This is a genomic window from Zobellia uliginosa (assembly GCF_900156625.1).
Classification (GTDB): domain Bacteria; phylum Bacteroidota; class Bacteroidia; order Flavobacteriales; family Flavobacteriaceae; genus Zobellia; species Zobellia uliginosa.
In genome coordinates this window covers 660,391-680,176 of sequence record NZ_FTOB01000003.1, presented here as the reverse complement: position 1 = coordinate 680,176, position 19,786 = coordinate 660,391, and the positions used below count along the sequence as shown (strand labels likewise).

Sequence of the window (19,786 nt, the reverse complement as noted above, 5' to 3'; positions counted from 1 at the left end):
GGTGGCCTATTCGTCCAATTCCCAAATTTTACAGAACAGACACAAAACCTTACCGATTATACAATTGTATGACCACCACATAGCCTTCCAAGATACATTTGTATTGATGGTTTGGGCCAGCTGATTTGTTTATGCTCGATACCACCCCATTCCCTCCAATTTCTCCCCTGACCATATAGTTTGACAAAAGTGTTCCCGCTTTGTTGATTTTATTCATCTTAAAAAATTATAGATCATGGCATGTAGAAGCGTATCAACATGGATTACCGAAAATGTTTTAACCCCGGTTTCCCGATTCATTACCGAAGCCAAGGAAGTATGTGAAAACATAGGGCAATGGGTAGAGGAGCAGGTGAACCAACCCATTGAAGAATGGGTGAGCCAAGAAGAGCGCAAATGTAAAAGACAAAAGTGCAAATGGTGGTGTGCCTGTTGTAACAAGTGGTTTTGTTGGATTGTGGTCGTCGTAGTCAAGGTGGTTACTTGGGTCGTGGTGACCGTTACAAAATGGGTGGTCACCTTGGTATGCCAAATAGTGACCCATGTAATAGGAATCGTGATAGAACTCGTCCTTAAAATCATTCATAGATTGGTGACCTTTCTGGTATGTATTTTTACCGATCCGCTTCAGGCCTTCAAAACCTTGTGGGACCTTTGGAACGATATTGTCGACACCATTGAAGATATCATTGATTTCATAGGGGTATTGTTGCAGGACCTAAAAGGCATGCTTTCTGACATAGGCCGATTATTGGAAGGGCTAGGACGGACGTTCTGTATATTCGGGAAGGTGCTGTGCTCGATATTTACCGCTATTTTCGGTTTTTTCAGCGGCCTATTCGATTGGCTCGAGGATATCGTCGATATTCTAGCCGACACCTTAGAAGGACTAAAAGATTTAATCGTTGGCCTGTTAACTTTTAATTGGTGTAAAATACAAGGGGGACTTGGTATTTTAAACATTTTCAGGTTGATTCCTTCGGTCACCCGCTTACTCGGCCAGGCGTTCTACGTAGGCCCTAAGGGACTCGTAGAAAAAGCCAATATTGAAACTATAATCGAAACGGCCCTTGAAGAAGTTTTTTCAGATGACCCTGAAAGATTGGAACGCTCAAAGAAAAGGGCGCGTTTGGGGGGCGACCCCATTGGGGTGCCCATTACAATAGACCCCCGTCGTTTGGCCATCAGAAGCTCCGATTTTTTAAGACGCTTGCACAATGAAGGCATTTTAAATTTACACGCCTTGGCAGGAAGGGTCTCTATTTGTAGCGGTAAGTTTATTTATTCGGCTTTTGATGGAGAGGTCGTATATACGGGCACATCAACCAAAGTTAGCCAGAGCGATCTCGATGACTTTATAAGTCGTGGGCCCAATTCGGTACCTTCCTTTACCGTTTATCCCATTAAGAAAGCTATGTTTAGAAGATATCTCGACCTGGCTAAAAGAAAAGGGTATCAAATCGGCCTGAACTTTACATGGCCTTCGATTAAAGATTTGGTCGTAAGCTCCCTGCAACACGTTCCATTACAATCCGACACCACCGATGATACGGCCCAACGCGAGTTATTTGCCTTAATGGGAAGGCCCGTCGAAAATGAAGATTTGAGCACCGTTCCCACCGTAGCCGTCTTCGGGTATCGAGATCTTAGCCTTAACGGGCTAACCTCTTGGTACAGGCCTGAGCTGGAAGAATTTAGTCCGTCCGGGGTTACTTTTAGAACCCGTTTTCCCGAAGTGGCCCTAAGGTTCGTTCCCATTCATGAAATAGGTCACTATTACGGGTTAAACCATGAAGCCCATGACAACCCGGCCTTAATCATGTGGACTCCCAAAGAGGGCGGAGGAATTGTCAAGGCCATACCGGAATATCTGCTCTTATCTGGAGAGGCCAATTTTACCCTTGACGATGCCGAGGCTACATGGAACTACATTACCACCACCCAACAGGCAAGAGACAGCATACTGCCATAACCTTGAGAAGATGATCTATATCGTAAAAGACTTAGCGAGTTTGGAAGAACTGAAAACCAATCCCAATTTAAAACAGGTTTACAGAAAAATACAATTGGACGAAAACCTGCCGCTTTCAACACAGTATTCCAAGCAACTGAACAAGTACTACTACGCCTGTGGTTGCCAAGAAGGTTCTATGGCCGTATTTGCCAGTATGATAGGTTTGGCCACCGCCTACTTTGTTACGGACAGACAGTTTTTCGATACTTGGTGGAAGGGAATCGCCGTATTGGCCATTGCGGCCCTTTTGGGAAAAACCGCCGGTATCGTTTACGCCAAATTGAAGCTGAAGGCGACCCTTAGGACCCTTAGGAAGGCCTTGGCCACCACCTGAGCGTATAGCTTATGCCGCTACGAATACAAAATCAAGAAAACCCCGATCATAATACCCGCTAGGGGCACCAGTTTCTTGCGTTTGTTTTGCTCTTTAAAGATGAGTCCGCCTACCACCACGGCAATGATGATCTGACTCCGTTTGATGGCCGAAAGTAACATAATCAAGGCATCAGGGTCCTGTAAGGCTTTAAAATAGAAGTAATCGGCTATTTGCAAGAGCATACCGACCAAGGGAATAGACCAACGCCATTTAAAAGCCTTTCGTTTTTCCGCATGCGGAAACCAAGTGATACTCAGAATGAGCAAGAGAATAAGAATGGTATAAAAACAAAACCAGAACTGTAGGGTCTGCGGATTCAAAGTGAGACTCTGAATGAGAAACTTATCGTACAGTCCGCTGGAAGCCCCTAAAAAGGTAGCGCCAATAATAGCGAATATCCATTTGTTCCTTTTAAAGTGGATACCTTCCTTTTTACCAATCCTAGAATACAGCAATACCGAAAAGATAATCAGAAAGAATCCGATCCATTGCCATCCGTTGGGCTTTTCTTGGTAAATGGTAATGGCACCGATAAAGGTAAAAAAGGGACCGGCCGAGCGTATGGGCGTAACAATGGTAATGGGCAAATGCTTTAAGGCTTGGTAGGCCAACAACCATGAAGCCGCCATGATAGCGGATTTTATAAGGATAAAGCCGTGGGTTTTCCAAGGGATGTCGGTAATAAAGAATTGGATCTCGGCCATATACCCAGGGGCCAGCTTAGACCCCACGTAAAAAGGAAGCAGCAGTAAAAACCCCGAAGAGATGGTACCTAAGAGCACCGGAAAAACCTCATTGCCCTGAACAGCATGCTTTTTCAACAGGTTGTGCAAGCCTAAAAATAGGGCCGCTAAAAGTCCGAGATACATCCACATACAGCGCGCGAAGATATTGGTTTTTTAGGGTTTGATTTCTATGGATGGGGAGGGAATTTAAAAAAGAAAAAAAACGTTCCGACCGAAGGAAAAAAAGGATGCGGTGATTAAATATGGGGAAAGTATCGGACCATTCAAATCTCAGGTCTCCCATGAAGTAGAGATGAGCTCGTTTTCTAGATTCCGTTACGTCTTTCCATAATCATTTCCTTATCAAATTATATATATTCACTACAAAGATGTATTTCCATGATTCAACCCGAACATTTTACCTTTGGACAAATACTTCCTAAGCCTACATATTATTGTAGACAAAATTCATGAAATTTGAGACAAAGGAAACAATGATAGATGGAAACTGTAGCCAAATCTCTTTAACAACATTTTCTTAAGGCTATATTACTATATTTTATAAAAAATATCTAGAATGAAGTTGTTGATGCTTTTGTTGAAACTTAAATTCCAACTCCTGCCATATATTATAATAAACTTATTAATTTGCATAATACTTAAGAATACCTGAATTCTAAATGAAACTTAAAGAGCGAATTACAACAGAAGACGTCAATGGAAAGAGCTTCCGAATAAGACTTGTAGAGTCTGAAAGTCCAAAAAGAGCTGCGTTTACACACTATTTGCACAATTCTAAAAACGGTGTTTCGCAGTTTTATAAGAATGACGCCATCGAATTTGTAAAAGATATACTTTTACTTAAAACCTCCAAGGAGGAGATAACCGACAAAGTTGCTGAAGAAGCACTTCAATATTATCTTTTCGATTTTAAGAATGATGTGCCCTTTCCTGAACCTAAGAAACCAAAATTTAAATTTATTGATTTGTTTGCAGGTATAGGTGGATTTAGGTTAGCTCTTCAAAATTTGGGAGGCAAATGTGTCTTTACTAGTGAATGGGATAGATATTCAAAAATCACTTATGAAGCCAACTTTGGAGAGGTTCCCTTTGGGGATATAACCAAAGAGGAAACAAAAAATTATATACCTGGTGATTTCGATATTCTTTGTGCAGGGTTTCCTTGCCAAGCTTTTTCTATAGCGGGTAAAAGAGGTGGTTTTGAAGATACAAGAGGAACTTTGTTTTATGATGTTGCAGAAATCATTAGAAAGAAAAGGCCAAAAGCAATTTTTCTCGAAAATGTAAAAGGACTTAGAAGTCATGACAAAGGTAGAACCTTGGCTACTATACTAAATGTTTTAAGAAACGACTTAAATTATTACATACCTGAACCTGAAATCGTAAATGCCAAGAATTTTGGCGTTCCACAAAATAGAGAACGAATTTTCATCGTAGGTTTTAGAAGTGACTTAGATGTTAAAGAATTTAAGTATCCTAAAGCAACGGATAAAACGAAGGTGATAAAAGACATTCTTGAACCAGAAGAAGTCTCTGTAAAATATTATTTATCTGATGTGTATATGAATACACTGCGTGCTCATAGAGCACGGCATGAAAGCAAGGGTAATGGTTTTGGTTTTGAAATCATTCCACATGACGGCACTGCCAATGCAGTAGTTTGTGGCGGAATGGGCAGGGAAAGAAACCTCATTCTTGATAACAAACTTACAAATTTCACCCCCGTAACAAATATTTCAGGAGAAGTTAATCGTGAAGGAATCAGAAAAATGACACCAAGAGAATGGGCAAGACTACAAGGATTTCCTGAGAAATTTAAAATAGTTGTTTCAGATGCTCAAGCTTACAAACAATTCGGCAACTCTGTTGCTGTGCCAGCTATACAAGCCACGGCGAAAAAAATCGTTGAAAAACTTAATTTCAAATGATAACTGGCAACAAAGGAGAATGGAGCGAGATTTATGCTCTTTTTAAATTATTAGGAGACAAACAATTATTCTTAGGAGACAAAGACATTGAAAAATTAGAAGGCTTAGTTTATCCAATTATTAAAATATTAAGATTCGAAAACAACGCGAAATTTGAATATTCAATTCAAGATGAAATAATCTTAGTTTCGGGAAATAGAGAAACTTTGAAAATTCCTATTTCAAAGTTTAAAGAGAAAGCCCTTTATCTATTATACGCTATTAAAGAAAACAAAGAAAGAACTTTTTCTGTCCCTGAAATTGAGAGATTTATGCAAAAAATAAATTGTATTTCTTTAAAAGCATGTTCATCTGCAAAAACAGATATTACTATTGTAATTCATGATCAAAGAACAAACCAACAACCAACCTTAGGGTTTAGCATAAAATCTCAACTTGGAAATCCTTCCACCCTTCTTAACGCAGGTAAAACAACGAATTTTGTTTTTCAAATTAAAGGAACTTCCTTTACCGAACATGAAATAGAATATATCAATTCTATTTCAAGTCGTAGTAAAATAATGGACAGAATAGCCAAAGTAAATGATAAAGGTGGGTTCTTTGAGTTTATTAAAACAGAACGACAAATATTTTCAAATAACCTTGTCCTTATCGACAGCTTACTACCCGATATTCTTTCACAAATAGTTTTTGACTTTTATTCTGGAAATCATTCACGTTTAACCGATTTAGTAAACAATATCTCCAGAAAAAACCCTTTGAATTACGATATTGAAAATGAACATAAATTTTACGATTATAAAATAAAGCGTTTTCTAACTGATGTTGCACTAGGGATGATGCCATCAAAAGTATGGGCCGGCCAATATGATGCAACTGGTGGTTATTTGATCGTAAAAGAGAATGGAGACGTTTTGTGTTATCACATTTATAACAGAAACGAATTTGAAGACTATTTACTGAATAACACCAAACTTGATACGGCAAGTTCTTCTCGACATGAATTTGGTGAAATCTATCAAGAAAATGGGGAATTTTATTTCAAATTGAATTTGCAAATTAGATTTTTGAAGTAATGGACAATGAACTACAATTTAGAATAAGCTCTGGCTTAAAAAATATTATAGGTCGTGACCTAATAACTGATGATTTTATTGCCATTTTTGAACTTGTTAAAAATTCTTATGATGCCCATGCCAGTAAAGTTCTTATTGAGTTTGAAAACTTAAATTCTTCGGATGCTGTAATCAGAATTACTGATAATGGTAGCAGTAATAGATTCAACACCTGAATGTAAAAATATTCCTATGGTATATTATTCGGCAGGCACTACGGTAGATGAGCTCAAAGAAAAGTCCTTAGTATTTGGGAAAATACCCTGCGTTAGTTTTGAAAATTTAAGTGATTATATTTTTGATTTTTTTAAAGTAAAATTAAATAACAGTGGTGCATAAATCATAGGCGACTGATTAACAGTGTTTTTTATGCTGTGTTAAATTACTACTCATAAAACTCCGCCACCTCATCCAAAGGTTTCCGTTCAATATCCGGTACATAGGTAGGCGATTTTGGATAGCCTACGGGTAACAATAAAAATGCCCTTTCATTACTGGGGCGGTTCAGCAACTTGGCCAGAAAATTCATAGGGCTAGGGGTGTGGGTCAAGGTGACCAAACCAGCATTGTGTATGGCCGTAATCAACATGCCACAGGCAATACCCACAGATTCGTTTACGTAGTAATTGTTTACTTTTCCACCGTTTTTATCTAAGTCGTGTACCTTTTTAAAAACGATAATCAGCCATGGGGCTACTTCCAAAAAAGGCTTGTGCATATCCGTTCCCAAAGGTTCTAGGTCCTTTTTCCAACGCTCACTCATTCGACTCTCATAGCTCTCCTTTTCTTCCGCCTCGGCCGCTGCCCGTATCTTTGTTTTTAAATCGGGGTTCGATACCGCACAAAACGTCCACGGTTGCTTATGCGCTCCCGATGGGGCCGTAGAGGCCGTCTTGATCAAGGTCTCTATAACTTCCTTGGGTACAGGGGTATCTGCATATTCCCTGATCGACCTTCTCTGGTTCAGATAGGAATAGAAAGCCTGGCTCTGTTTTATCAATTCTTCTTGTGATAGGGCATTTTCTTGATATAGAATATGCGTATGGCCGTTAACTGAAATATGGGGTTTAGGCGACATGGTTTGAAGGCTTTTTTGAACTAGGTTTTACCTACAAAGTTATTGGTTTTTTTAAAAGGCTTTTGTATTTATTTCCATTAGGGACTTTCTTGAAACCAAAAAATCCCTCAAAACATCGTTCAAGGGATTCAATTCGATGAAGGCCTTATACCCTAGTTAATTCAGTAACTTACCTTGTTTGGCGGGAGTACCATATGCCTCTTGGAATTTTTTGGCATCCACCTTAAGTTCCTGCATCAGCACTTCACTATCCATACCTTGCCGTAAACTACGATCGCCATAATCGGTATAGCTCTTTCCGTTTATGGAATAGACCGTGGTATTCAGGTTGGGTACATAAACCACCTTTAGATTTTCAAAATTATTCTCCCTTAATTCGGCGGGCAATTGGTTCAAATCGTTCTCATATTGATGGTTGATCAGATCCGTTACCTGATATTTACCTTCCTTATTTGATATCGATATGGTCGTTACTACCATATTATTTGACATTAAGGGAACGATTTTTTTATGTTCCGGTTTTAATACGCTCGCAATACCGTTTTGGTTATACTCCAACAATTGGTCAAAACTTACCTCGTGGAATGCCAAGGGCCTGGCGGCCCGGGCATTTTTCACAGCTTCTGGATCTATTCCGAAATCGAATTGCTCGCCCGTTTGCTTCAGCGCTTCCACCAAATCGGATTTTCCTTTTTCAAGCGTCTGTTCAAGATTATCATTGCTTTGGGCTACAGCTTGCCCCATAAAAAAGAGCAGTGCCACACCTATAATCGTTCTTAAAGTTTTCATTCTTTCTAGATTTTATGTTTTCAAATTTTACTGATACCGTACCAAGTTCTCCAATGGGTGGCCGTACCTGAAGGATTTACATATTCTTCATAGGTAATCATTCGTTCTGTCCCATTACAGGGTGACCAAGGATCGTTGAGTACTACATAATTGGTACCAGCTATACTCACATAGCCCCGCACGGCCACTACATGGCCCACTACACCCGGTGTTCCATAGGCATAACCAAGAACATCTTTGTTGCAATAGATACTTTTTTTCAGTTTATCCCAACTCAAAGCGGTGGTGTCTTCACTATACTTTACTCCCGCAAAGGTAAGTTCAAGCCATCCCGGCCTGTTACAATCGTTTGTTTTAGGGCAACTTTCGCCAGTATTTTCAAAATCGCAACAATTGGTCATACTAAACCTATGATTCGCCAAATCACATTGGCTCACGATTTTTCCTTCGTTCTGCGCAATCATCTGCGTTACCGCGGCCCAACACCAATTTCTGGTCTCTTGTGGCCTTAAAGTGTTGTTTACACTTCCGATTGTGGCACTAGGGGTGCAACAACTCTGATACATGACCATTAAAAGTACCCCACCAATTAGTTTGAATACATTCTTTTCCATAATACGTGTTTTATAAGGTTATAAAATAATTGCCGAGGGAAAGATTAGGGTATAAAAATATGCTGAAATACAACACATTAAGTTCATTAATGTATAATATGTAAGAAAAATTACACAGCTAAACATCTTGAATGTATAAATCACATAAAGAGGCCGCACATACGCTCATATGCATTTCAGCGCCCCTTGCCCCCTACAATAAACCTCTCATACAGTGTAATTTACCATTAACACATATCTAGGTCCGTTTCAAAGAATTAATTTTTACATTCAGTATGAGTTTTGAACAATGCCCAGGTTCATCCCCGTACCGCCGCTCCCTATGGGTTATATCTAAAAATCACTTAAAACAAGATATCATGGCAAAAACGGAATTTCACAAAATGGATTATTCAGGAGATTATCTAGAGGTAGGGGCCACGCACAACTGGTGGCTTACGCATAGCGACTATACCCGGGTAAATTTAATAAGTGTACAGGTTAACGTAACCGCACATCCTTGGGTCTTTTTACCGCATTATTACAGTCTTATACCTTCGGAACTATCAGTTGAAAACGTACGTTCAAGGGTAACCGAAAACGGAAAGATAAAGGCTACTATCATTCAACCTGAGGGAAAAATGAGGGCCCAGTTGGTAACATCTGTCGGCACCCATGCGGTAGAAATTACGGACCATAAGTTTCACGGCACGGTAAAACCGGAAATCTTTATGGAGTTCAATAAAAACTTTAAAGTAGAATGGAAGCAAAATAGTGGCAAACTAACCGGTATTGATGCTCCCAAAGATGGTAAATAAACTTTCTCTTGTAAAACCACAAAGGACTGTTTTTTTTAGAGACTTAATTGTAAAAATACACCATCTATAACAGCCATTGGCTTCCTGAAATATCAGGAAGCTTTTTTTTAGGCCCTTGACCGAAGTGCCCCTTAATAGTTTACAGAAAGACCTTCCTCCGCCACTTCACAATACCCTCTATACTATCCTCTTAACCTCACGAACAACATTCGGTTATCCTTTGCGTTATCTTAATGTTTCCCCTAGTTGGAGGCTCTTTTTTAAGTCCAATTCATTAAAACCATAAAAAAGATGAAGACCATATGTTTTTTTTGGGTGCTTCTGGCCGCCTCTCTATTTCCTAGCTATGGACAAAGCCTAGAAGAACTTCCCTTATTCGACATCTCACAATTGACCTATGAGGGTGCTTTTCGTATAAAGGCCAGTACCAATGGTGTATCGGACCTCAACTATTCCCAAGGGCCCATTGCCTACAATTATGAAAACCATTCCCTTTTTATCGTCGGTCATGCCCACCAACAGGCCGTAGCCGAATACGCTATTCCGGAAATCGTAAAAAGCGAATCGCTTTCGGAGCTGAACATGGTAGAGCAGCCTATTCAGGTTTTTAGCCCGGTACTATCGAAGGCCTCGGAAGGAAATCCCGAAAAAATAGATAGGGTAGGAGGCCTTTACTACGTAAACCAGGGCGGCCAGGCCAAACTGATCGTCAATGCCTACGAATATTACGACGCCCCTGCCGACAATACTCTAAGTACCTTGGTCGTAAACGATGCCAATGCCTTGGAAACCTCATCGGTCAGCGGGTATTACCGCTTTGAAGGCAGCCCCCCTGCCCATAGCTCGGGCTGGATATCGCCAATCCCGGAAGACTACCAAGAAGCTTTGGGCGGTGACCATATTACCGGGCACTCGAGCGGCATTCCGATCATATCAAGGGCCAGTGTAGGGCCCTCCGCCTTTGCTTTTGATATAACCGATGCCCTGAACACCAGCAGCACGATCAAGACGACGACCTTATTGGATTTTAGCTTATCGAATCCCTTGCACAGCGACCTCAGCAACGAATCGAAGACCAATGACATATGGACGCACCTGTCTAGGGCCACCTATGGCTTTATCATACCCGGCACCCGAACCTATTTGACCATTGGCAGCAGTGGGGGACACGAAAGCGGTGTTTGCTATAAATGCGTACAGGACAACGGCAACCTTTGCGGCGGCTATTGTACCCCAGAGGCCAAGGACAATTACCAATATTACTGGCTGTGGGACATGAACGATTTGATCGCCATAAAAAACGGCACCTTAAAACCCTACGAGGCCCAACCTTACGATCACGGTTTTTTTAATACCCCGTTTCAGGCCAATGGCTCAAAAAAAATCGGTGGGGGCGCCTTTGACCCCAGTACCGGAAACCTCTATCTGTCCGTTCAGAGCGGAGACACCGAGCAAGGCACCTATGCCAGGCCTCCCGTTATCGTCGTCTACAATACCAATGGCGAAGTATTGACCGAAAACCGGCCCATTGACGCCGTCGAAATTTCAATGTACCCCAACCCGACCAAAGGAATACTCTATATAGAGGGACTCGGTTCAAAATCGATCATACAGATAAACGATATGGGCGGGAAACTGATACAAAGCCTTACTACCGACAAGGGCAGCTACGAACTCGATATGGCCCAATTCTCCTCTGGGGTCTACGTGGTATCGGTACGTGACCTGACCAGCCGAAAGGTCGTTACCGAACAGATCATCAAGGTAGATTGAAATCTTTCGCCATAACCATCCAAACTATCGTAAAATAGAGAAGCAGAAGGCCGATAAGACCTTCTGCTTTTTTTTGGGGACGCCTACCATAGCATATGGGCCTACTTATTCGCTTTTCAATTTCCTTCTAAAGCTATATAGGGTTTCAGAGATGGTAAACCAACAGAAATAGAATATTCCCCCAGAGAAAATAATATCGCCGATCATTCGTAACCATTTCAAGGTCTGTACGGTCGGTGAGTACAACAATTCCGAATCACGGGCAAAGGAATAGCCCTCGGTTATGGAGGTGTAGGCCTGAATGACCCCTATGGGAAGCAAGCTAAAAAGCACCATGGCCACCAATCCAATATTGAGGAGCCAGAAGGCGCGGGTCAGTTTTTTGCTTTCCCAGGCCCGGTCGGAATAAAACCGCAGGCAGATCAAGATGAAGCCCATGCCCAACATACCGTATACGCCGAACAAGGCGGTATGGGCGTGTACGGCCGTCGTATTCAGCCCTTGGATATAGTACAGGGCAATCGGCGGGTTGATAAGGAAGCCGAAAACACCGGCCCCGATAAAGTTCCAAAAGGCCACGGCGATAAAGAAGAATATGGGCCATTTGTATTTTTGCATCCAAGACCTGCTTTTTAGAATGTTCCAGTTTTCCCGTATTTCAAAGCCCATTAGGGTCAGGGGAACCACCTCAAGCGCACTAAAGGTCGCTCCCAAGGCAATGGCCTGAATAGGCGTACCCGAATAATAGAGGTGATGTAGGGTTCCGATAATCCCTCCCGCCAAGAAAATGGAAGCCGAGGCTACGGATACCCGACCTGCCGTTTTTGCCGATATGATCTTCATCTTAGAAAAGATAAAGGCGATAACCACCGTAGCAAAGACCTCAAAGAAACCCTCTACCCAAAGGTGGACCAGCCACCATCTCCAGTAATTGATTACCGGTAGGCTGCTGTTTTCCCCATACATAAGTCCGGAAAAAAAGAACATACCTATGGCCATTACCGAGAGTAAGAGAATGATCAACAAGTGTTTTGAGGCGTCGTTCTTACGGATGGCATATACGATATGCCTACTTACCATAATGACCCAAAGCACGAGTCCTATCCCCAAGAATATCTGCCAAAAGCGCCCAAGATCCATGTATTCGTAGCCTTGGTGGCCAAAAAAGAAGTTGGTGGTCAGGTCCAGGAATTGGTGTACCCCGAGCCATTCGCCCAGCATAGACCCCAAAACAATGACAAGCAAGGCGATGAACAGAAAATTGATACCGAATACCTGGTATTTCATTTCCTTACCCGAGATCATCGGTGCCAAAAACAATCCTGTCGCCAACCAAGTGGCCGCTATCCAGAACACCGCCAATTGGGTATGCCAGGTACGGGTAATCGAATAGGGCAGATAATGGGCCAGGTCAAAACCGAAGAAGGCCTGTCCCTCTACCGTATAATGTACGGTTAAGATCCCCAGAAGCACCTGTAGGCCGATCAAGAGCGATACCACGATAAAGTATTTGAGTACCGCCTTTTGCGAGGGAAACATTTTCATTCCCGTCAAGGGGTCACCGTCGGGCTTGGTGATGATCTCCCCTTTTTCATGGTTTCTTAAATAGTAGTAGGTAAGAATACCGATGAAGAGGAGCAATAGTACAATAGATAGTCCCGACCAGACCAGGGAGCCCTTGGTAATAAGGTTGTCGATCAAGGGTTCGTGCGGCCAGTTGGAGGTATAAGTGTAATCCTTACCCGGCCGGTTGGTACTTGCCGCCCAAGAGGTCCAGAACAAAAAGGCGTTCAACTGTTCCAATTTTACCGGATCGGTCAAGGCCCCTTTCGGGATGGCATACTCTTCCTTTCCTTCGGAGAAAATAGCGGTATAATGCTGCACATTGGCCTTAATGGCCGCCCATCGCTCCTTTGATAGGGTCAGGGTATAGTTGGCTTCATCAAAGGTATTGGTCTTGATATCTTTGATCAGACGGGCTTTTATGGCCGCCTTGTTCTCGACATCCAAACTGTCATAGGGGCGGTTAAAATCGGTTTCGGACCAGTATTCCAGTAAAAATACCGCCTCTTTGTGTATCCAATCGGCCGTCCAATCGGGGGCGACATAACTACCGTGTCCCCAAATGGAGCCAACTTCCATACCGCCGATGGACTCCCAAACATTTTGTCCGATCTGAATGTCCTCCTTTGTATATACGGTTTCGCCCGTATCTTTCACCCGTACCAACTCCGGTATGGGAGGTTGTTTTTGATAGACTTCCGTTCCTACCCAAATAAGCACTATAAACGAGAGTATTACCACACTGGCAAATGCAATCCAAACTTTTTTCATCGTGTAAATTTTATTGGGAAACTTTATTAACGCGTTCTACTGTATCAAGTACCGAAATGGACAAGCGTACGATGCAATCTGAAATACAATCCAGATCATGGGGTACGTTGGCGTCCAATGCGATCATATCGCCCCGTTTAAGGAGCTGCCTCTCGCCTTTAATGCCAAAGTCGACTTCCCCTTCAAACAGTTCTATGACTATGGGGTAGGGGGCCTTGTGCTCCTTCATGAATTGTCCCTTCTTCATAAGGATCCTAACTTCTTTGGTACTAGGGGTTTTAAGTAAGACCGTTACTGTAGGACTGTGGTGGTCTTGATAGCTTATGTTTTCGATTAAAGATGCTTTATTCATAGTTCTATATATTGATAGGTGATAAGCTTAGCGTCCTAAGCCTTTCGATGTTTATATTCTTAAGCTGTGAGAGATTCATAATCAGCGATTTGCATTGCCATACCGATACTTACATTTGAAAGATCTACTTCTTTTTCCATTAAAAATTACAAAAAGGTCTTTTTCTCTTTTTTATATATAAATTTTAATCAAGCAAACTAGTCCGTCGATAAATGCTCTCTTTTTGCATTATACCATTCGCACAATTCTACATTTAGTAGTTTCCTAAAAAAAGAAAAAATACAACCTATCGACAAAATACCGGGTTGGCTAGGGTAGGTACAGGTCAAACAAAGGAGGCTACCACAACGCAAAACACTGCTTATCATATGTTTAACCCTGTAACCCCTGTAAAAACCAGTAGAAAACATTAAACACATATCGTTCATTTACGGAACGAAAGTAATACAAAATAACAAAAAGGACAATTTTATCCGATTTATATTTTCACTATAGCCTGAAGGTAAGGTTTTGCTTAGAATCGAAATGGCTTCAACCTGCATAATGGAGATTTTCTTTCTTTAGAAGCAACCTTTCAACTCCTTGTGAATCTCAGAAATAGCGGCAAGAATTTAAATTTTCTTTAAAAATATTCATATATAAATACTTATTTGTAAGTTTACCCCTAATTATAAATAAGTTTTTTACTACAAATAAATTTATTACTCAATCCCATTTCAAAACCAGCACAATCATTTTAAAATAAAGTTTGGGATAGCCCCATATTTATTTATCACTTAAATTAATACCTACTATGATTAAATTTTATCTGTATTCTGTTCTATTCCTGGTGTCGACCATTTTCTGCCACGGGCAGGAAATAGGCCTAGCCACAAAGGAAGATCAGGCCCTTAAAAGTTCAGCTGCTTCATCCACATTTTTTGAAGACATCAAAACAAAAGATATTGTTTCCGACAACAGTATCAAATGGATTCAATTTGGACCCGGTATGAGCGGTAATAATAAATCAGCCTTTTGGCACCCTACCGATCCCAATGTATTATTTATTGGTCCGAATATGGGTAATTCATATAGATCTACCGATAAAGGTCTTACCTATGAAACCATAATGGACGAAGACGGTCCTGGTCACAAGACGGGTATGCGAGGTCCTTTAGATGCTACCTCCTTTGATTTTTCACGTCAATCACCCAATCGTGGTTTTTGCACGGACAAGAAAAACCTAGGAATATTTCAAACTTGGGACAAAGGAAAAACCTGGACCAAGCAAAAGTCATCGTTAAGTACTTTTGGAAGATCATATCTTTCCTGTGTTGCGGTAAACCCAAAAGACGATGCAATTTGGTACGTTGGGGGTGGTCGAATGCGGGATATGGGTCGGATCAGTTTTACCAAAGCCCGACCACACGGTATCTTAGTAGATGCAAATAGCCAAGGGAAAATTTGGAGAAGTACCGATAGGGGAGCTACTTGGAAGCTCAAAAATTCGGGTTTGAACCCTAAGGCAGAAATTGAATCTATCGTAGTTGACCCAGTAAATACGAATATTGTCTACGCCACTACCAATTACGGTTTTTATAAAAGTACAAACGGAGGTAATACTTGGGTTCAAAAAACAAATGGCCTTGACCATGATGTTTTCCGATCTTTTGATATCCACCACAATAAATCGAATAACAAAGTAACATTGTACGCTCTGGTAAATGTTACTTGGAAAGTATCCGGTTCGGGTAAATCGATAGTAGATTCTAAAGGCGGTGTTTTTAAAAGTACCGATAGGGGAGAGAGCTGGACAAATATTGACGGAAATCTAGCTATCAATATGAAAGTATTGGGTTCCGATTCACAAGTAAAAAAGCAATTCTATCATAATGTAGGTCATTATTTTGGGATTTCCGACAGTGAGGCCGCTTCCAAATACCCCGATTTGCCAACAAGTATAACCATTCGGTTCAATCAAATTGAGGTAGACCCCAACAATCCCGATAATATCTATTTGGCCAATGAGTATTCCAACTTTTCTGAAATAAATTTTAAACCAGGGTCTATCTATAGCACCTCCAATGGCGGAGAAAATTGGAATGTGATTTTCAGGAATGGTAAAAACTGGAATTCAGGGCCCCACGTAAATTATTGGACCAGACGAGGAAACCCTATGGGCACCAATGTTAATTTCAAGTATTTGAAACGTTGGGAAAACCGCGACACCTACGACCGCAAAGGGTGCAATTTTATCAAGTTCAATGCCAATGGCACAATTTTGCACACCCAACTCGCCAAGATATCGTTAATGTCTTATGATAAGGGAAAAACTTGGGTCGATATTGACGATGAAGAAGTAGGCACGAATTCCAACACTTTTGTCGGTGCGGGTAACAGTAATGTTCCGGGACACGGATTCTACCAACATCCACTGATTTCCAATAAGGTCTTTTGTGCCGGCGGAGAGAACGGCTTATGGATCACAAGCAATGGAGGTGCTACGATTAGACCTGGTGCCCAAGCTGCTAAGTACAAAAACTTATTGCCCCCCAATGAAGTTTCTTTAAGTAGCTATGCCATACACCCTACCAATACCAACATTCATTATGCCCTTTTCTTCAGGCAACACGGTGGGGGTAAAATCTATAGGTCGACCAATAACGGTGCTACTTTTGTAGAGTGGGGCACACCTATTCCCAAACCTTGGCCGCCTGCCAAAGGAGACCAATCTGTACATCAACTAAGTTTACTGTTCGACCCCAACGACCCTAACACTATGTATTTTTGCGTACCGCGCTCATCCACAAAATTAGAATGGGTCGGCGATAGCGTGACGGGTTGGGGAGTTCATAAGTCTACCGATAAAGGAAAAACGTGGTCTAAGGTGAACAATGGGCTTCCGGCGAGTTTAGATGTATCTAGACTGGCGTTCGACCCTAATTCATCCAATACCTTGTATGCTACGGTAGTTGGTAACAACGGAGGGCTTTACAAGACCGTAAACAAAGGAAGGTCTTGGTCTAAAGTGGCTTCTACCAGTAGTATTTCAGGTACAAGTGGAATAAACGATATTCATTTTGACAAAGATGGAAAAGTATACATAACCGCCGGTTTTATTAATTCTCCTGCCAATGAAGGAGGATTATGGGTAAGTACTAACAATATGAGGACTTGGACCAAAAAATTTGATTATCCTTGGGTAAACCGGGTAGAGGTTGCCAAATATAACACTGATGTAATTTTGCTCTCTACTTTGGCCAATTCAAAAGTAGACTTTAGAAATGCAGGGACCTACCTATCTAAAGATGGCGGTAATACGTGGATAAAAATAAACAAAGGGAATGGACAATCGGACCGGGTTAACGATATAGCTATAGACTATACCATTCCAGGAAAGTATTACGCATCTACCCGAGGTAGTGGTTGGTATGTAGCAACAGACCCACAGCCCAACTCCGCTAAAACATCGGACGTTTCCACTTTTCAGATAGAAGAAAGTAAGGAAAATATCATTTCCGTATACCCCAACCCCGTTAAAGAGACTTTGTCTTTTAAAAATCTCTCGGATGACAACCATAACTTGACCATATACACCATAGATGGACAATTAATAATGAATACCATCTATAAAAATACACCGTTAGATGTATCGCATTTAAAATCGGAAGTCGTGTACTTTTACACCATACAAGATGGTGGTCAACGTTACTCCGGTAGGTTTATAAAAAAATAGAACTTTCAGGCATAATTAAGGGGTCCGCCGTATATTTCATTTTATACAGCGGACTCTTTTTATATAAAATAGGTAGATGAAAGTCTTACTAATATCCGTTTTAGCCACACGAAAAGGTCACATTATTTTCCTACAACTATTCATTTTTTATATCTTTAACCATCGCTCAGACTATGTCCCTCCTTTTATTCCCTCCAATTTGGCTATGGTTCCCTAGGGTATAGAACTTAAATATATACTTGCTAAACCTTAAAATGAACAATAACTAATGTAAACATCTCGGTTTACTATTTATTTACCCAAAACAAATAGCCCAGAGGTAATTTTAAAAACGACGGACAAATTTTAAGACAAAGGTATTAGCTTCCCTCAGCCACCTTAAAACCATTTACACAAATCACTTGACATGTCGAAACAGTTGAAACCTTTTGAAAACATCGGACTTTGCTTTAGCGGAGGCGGTTATAGGGCCACCTTCTTTGCCCTTGGCATAGTTTCTTATCTAGAACAGGTATCCTATAATCATAAAACTCTCTTAGAATCGGTCAAGGCTCTGAGTACGGTAAGTGGCGGCACTTTATTGGGTGTGGGTTTTTCTAAAGCCTTACAAGACGACGACTATAGGTTCGAATCTTTTTTCAACAGGTTTTACCAAACTTTCATTCCCGAGAATGACAAACTACTTGAAAATGCCGTTGCAAAATTAGAAAACGATACGGTTTGGAAAACCAATCCTTACAAAAAACGCTCCCTAATTAATTCCTTTGCCCTCACCTATGCCAACATGCCGGTATTCGAGGGAACAATGAAACTCTTCAAGAAGTCAGAGATCAAACAATTAGACCAAGTCTGCTTCAATGCCACCGATTTTTCGTTCGGACTGACCTATCGATTTCAGAACGAAGGTTACTTTGGCAATACCCCTCTTTATAAAAAATATCAAAAACAAATCAATCCCCTGAGAAACGAAATCGTATTGGGTGATGTTATTGCCTCTTCCTCTTGTTTTCCCGTAGGCTTTGAACCTATGGTTTTTCCCGATGACTATGTTCAAGACCATGCTTCCCCCAAATATAAAAACCTAAAAGGTTTAGACACCTTTATTGATGGGGTCGGAATTATGGATGGAGGAATTGCAGACAATCAAGGTATCGGCAGTATGATGCTTATAAACGAGAGGATGAAAAACAGCTTGAACCTAATTATCGTAAACGATGTAGGCAGTTATAAGATGCCACCATGGCAGCAAGAGACCTCTGAAATAGGGAAAAGTTCTACGGTACAACGGACCATAAACAAAGTCTTGCAATATTTTACAGTTAAGCCCCTTTATCTGATCATACTTTTAATAGGCCTTATAATGATTATGGCCAACTCTTTTTTTCAAATTGAAGAAAGGGCCTGGACCGGAATGTATATCCTGGGAAGTATCATTCTAGGTATGGGAATAACCCTGAGTATTTTGGGGGTTGTGGCTTTTATAATCAAAAGCTTTACGCTTTCAAGATTGAAAGCCCTATTCAACAAAAACGTACCAGAATCGCTACTGGATGATGTGCTCACTTTTCAAAAACTAGATATCAGTTTGGTACAACGTATGCTGTCTGAACGGATCAGCTCTGCATCCAAAATGATCAACGAGGTGTTCTTAAAGCAGATGCGGCGTTTGAACTATGATCTTTTCTACTCAAAAGATTCGTTAGAAAACAAACGTATCACCGCAACAATCTATAAACTAAACGGCCAGAAAACTCCCTATAATAACGATTGTTCAAGTTTAAATAAAAAAATAAAACCCTTACCAAGCCATATATTAAAGAGTGTAAGCCTAACGGCCTCCGAAATGCCGACTACCTTATGGTGGAGCAAAGAAGATGTGGCAAAAAACAGAATGGACACCCTTATTGCCTGTGGACAGTTTACCCTCTGCTACGAACTTATGGATTACATTCTTACCCTTAAGGAAGATACGGTTCTATACGATGCATATGGAACAGACCTAAATACCTTGTTCAATACCCTAAATGACCATTGGAAAGCTTTTAACAAGAATCCTTTATGGTTAATGGAAAAATTAAAAAACTAAAATCTAGTCAAACGGATTCAACCAATCACCTTAGCCACTATGGTAGAAAGGTAATATAAAAACAAAAAG

Annotated in this window: 17 protein-coding genes; 10 read left to right on the top strand and 7 right to left on the bottom strand. The window is 41.0% G+C overall.

The window, feature by feature from the left end:
• Window positions 1-49: 49 nt before the first annotated feature.
• Complete coding sequence (locus BW980_RS22570; protein ID WP_175609882.1) at window positions 50-217, bottom strand: hypothetical protein; 168 nt, start codon at window positions 215-217, stop codon at window positions 50-52.
• 18 nt (window positions 218-235) lie between these two features.
• Here BW980_RS22570 and BW980_RS11425 point away from each other — a divergent pair, with 18 nt between their 5' ends.
• Together BW980_RS11425 and BW980_RS11420 are read left to right on the top strand one after the other, a co-directional pair.
• Window positions 236-1,972, top strand: coding sequence for a phage tail protein (locus BW980_RS11425; RefSeq protein WP_076455339.1), 1,737 nt, complete (start codon window positions 236-238; stop codon window positions 1,970-1,972).
• Between the two features lie 10 nt (window positions 1,973-1,982).
• Window positions 1,983-2,348, top strand: coding sequence for a hypothetical protein (locus BW980_RS11420; protein WP_076455338.1), 366 nt, complete (start codon window positions 1,983-1,985; stop codon window positions 2,346-2,348).
• Between the two features lie 17 nt (window positions 2,349-2,365).
• On the opposite strand, the gene BW980_RS11415 is transcribed toward BW980_RS11420, so the two are convergent.
• A complete protein-coding gene (locus BW980_RS11415) occupies window positions 2,366-3,265 on the bottom strand; it encodes an EamA family transporter (protein ID WP_076455337.1) in 900 nt (299 codons plus the stop codon).
• Window positions 3,266-3,795: 530 nt separating this feature from the next.
• On the opposite strand from BW980_RS11415, the gene BW980_RS11410 reads away from it, so the two are divergent.
• The 4 genes from BW980_RS11410 to BW980_RS22325 are packed head-to-tail and all read left to right on the top strand — an operon-like array spanning window position 3,796 to window position 6,518.
• Complete coding sequence (locus BW980_RS11410; protein ID WP_076455336.1) at window positions 3,796-5,064, top strand: DNA cytosine methyltransferase; 1,269 nt, start codon at window positions 3,796-3,798, stop codon at window positions 5,062-5,064.
• Window positions 5,061-6,140 carry an HpaII family restriction endonuclease gene (locus tag BW980_RS11405; RefSeq protein ID WP_076455335.1) on the top strand — a complete coding sequence of 360 codons (1,080 nt, stop codon included), beginning with the start codon at window positions 5,061-5,063 and terminating at the stop codon, window positions 6,138-6,140. The genes BW980_RS11410 and BW980_RS11405 overlap by 4 nt, the downstream gene beginning before the upstream one ends.
• Window positions 6,140-6,355 carry an ATP-binding protein gene (locus BW980_RS23015; RefSeq protein WP_083690458.1) on the top strand — a complete coding sequence of 72 codons (216 nt, stop codon included), beginning with the start codon at window positions 6,140-6,142 and terminating at the stop codon, window positions 6,353-6,355. Before BW980_RS11405 ends, BW980_RS23015 begins: the two co-directional genes overlap by 1 nt.
• On the top strand, window positions 6,327-6,518 hold the full coding sequence (locus BW980_RS22325) for a hypothetical protein (RefSeq protein ID WP_139327661.1): 192 nt from the start codon (window positions 6,327-6,329) through the stop codon (window positions 6,516-6,518). Before BW980_RS23015 ends, BW980_RS22325 begins: the two co-directional genes overlap by 29 nt.
• Before the next feature lie 46 nt (window positions 6,519-6,564).
• On the opposite strand, the gene BW980_RS11395 is transcribed toward BW980_RS22325, so the two are convergent.
• The 3 genes from BW980_RS11395 to BW980_RS11385 all read right to left on the bottom strand — a co-directional run bounded on the left by BW980_RS11395 (window position 6,565) and on the right by BW980_RS11385 (window position 8,660).
• On the bottom strand, window positions 6,565-7,257 hold the full coding sequence (locus BW980_RS11395; protein ID WP_076455334.1) for a nitroreductase family protein: 693 nt from the start codon (window positions 7,255-7,257) through the stop codon (window positions 6,565-6,567).
• A 156-nt stretch (window positions 7,258-7,413) separates the two neighbouring features.
• Entirely contained in the window at window positions 7,414-8,046 is a 633-nt protein-coding gene (locus tag BW980_RS11390) for a hypothetical protein (protein WP_076455333.1), read from the bottom strand.
• 20 nt (window positions 8,047-8,066) lie between these two features.
• On the bottom strand, window positions 8,067-8,660 hold the full coding sequence (locus BW980_RS11385; RefSeq protein WP_076455332.1) for a C39 family peptidase: 594 nt from the start codon (window positions 8,658-8,660) through the stop codon (window positions 8,067-8,069).
• A 359-nt stretch (window positions 8,661-9,019) separates the two neighbouring features.
• On the opposite strand from BW980_RS11385, the gene BW980_RS11380 reads away from it, so the two are divergent.
• Window positions 9,020-9,457: a hypothetical protein gene (locus tag BW980_RS11380; RefSeq protein ID WP_139327660.1), complete on the top strand. Its 438-nt coding sequence runs from the start codon at window positions 9,020-9,022 to the stop codon at window positions 9,455-9,457.
• Window positions 9,458-9,748: 291 nt separating this feature from the next.
• Window positions 9,749-11,230: a T9SS type A sorting domain-containing protein gene (locus tag BW980_RS11375; protein ID WP_076455330.1), complete on the top strand. Its 1,482-nt coding sequence runs from the start codon at window positions 9,749-9,751 to the stop codon at window positions 11,228-11,230.
• A 105-nt stretch (window positions 11,231-11,335) separates the two neighbouring features.
• Here the strand turns inward: BW980_RS11375 and BW980_RS11370 are convergent, their stop codons facing one another.
• The gene (locus BW980_RS11370) at window positions 11,336-13,564 is read right to left on the bottom strand and encodes a nitric-oxide reductase large subunit (RefSeq protein ID WP_076455329.1); all 2,229 of its coding nucleotides are present in this window, start codon (window positions 13,562-13,564) and stop codon (window positions 11,336-11,338) included.
• Window positions 13,565-13,574: 10 nt separating this feature from the next.
• The gene (locus BW980_RS11365) at window positions 13,575-13,916 is read right to left on the bottom strand and encodes a cupin domain-containing protein (RefSeq protein ID WP_076455328.1); all 342 of its coding nucleotides are present in this window, start codon (window positions 13,914-13,916) and stop codon (window positions 13,575-13,577) included.
• Window positions 13,917-14,709: 793 nt separating this feature from the next.
• Here BW980_RS11365 and BW980_RS11360 point away from each other — a divergent pair.
• Entirely contained in the window at window positions 14,710-17,631 is a 2,922-nt protein-coding gene (locus BW980_RS11360) for a VPS10 domain-containing protein (RefSeq protein ID WP_076455327.1), read from the top strand.
• 406 nt (window positions 17,632-18,037) lie between these two features.
• Window positions 18,038-19,717 (top strand): patatin-like phospholipase family protein, encoded by a 1,680-nt coding sequence (locus BW980_RS11355; protein ID WP_076455326.1) that lies wholly within the window; start codon window positions 18,038-18,040, stop codon window positions 19,715-19,717.
• Window positions 19,718-19,786 lie beyond the last annotated feature (69 nt).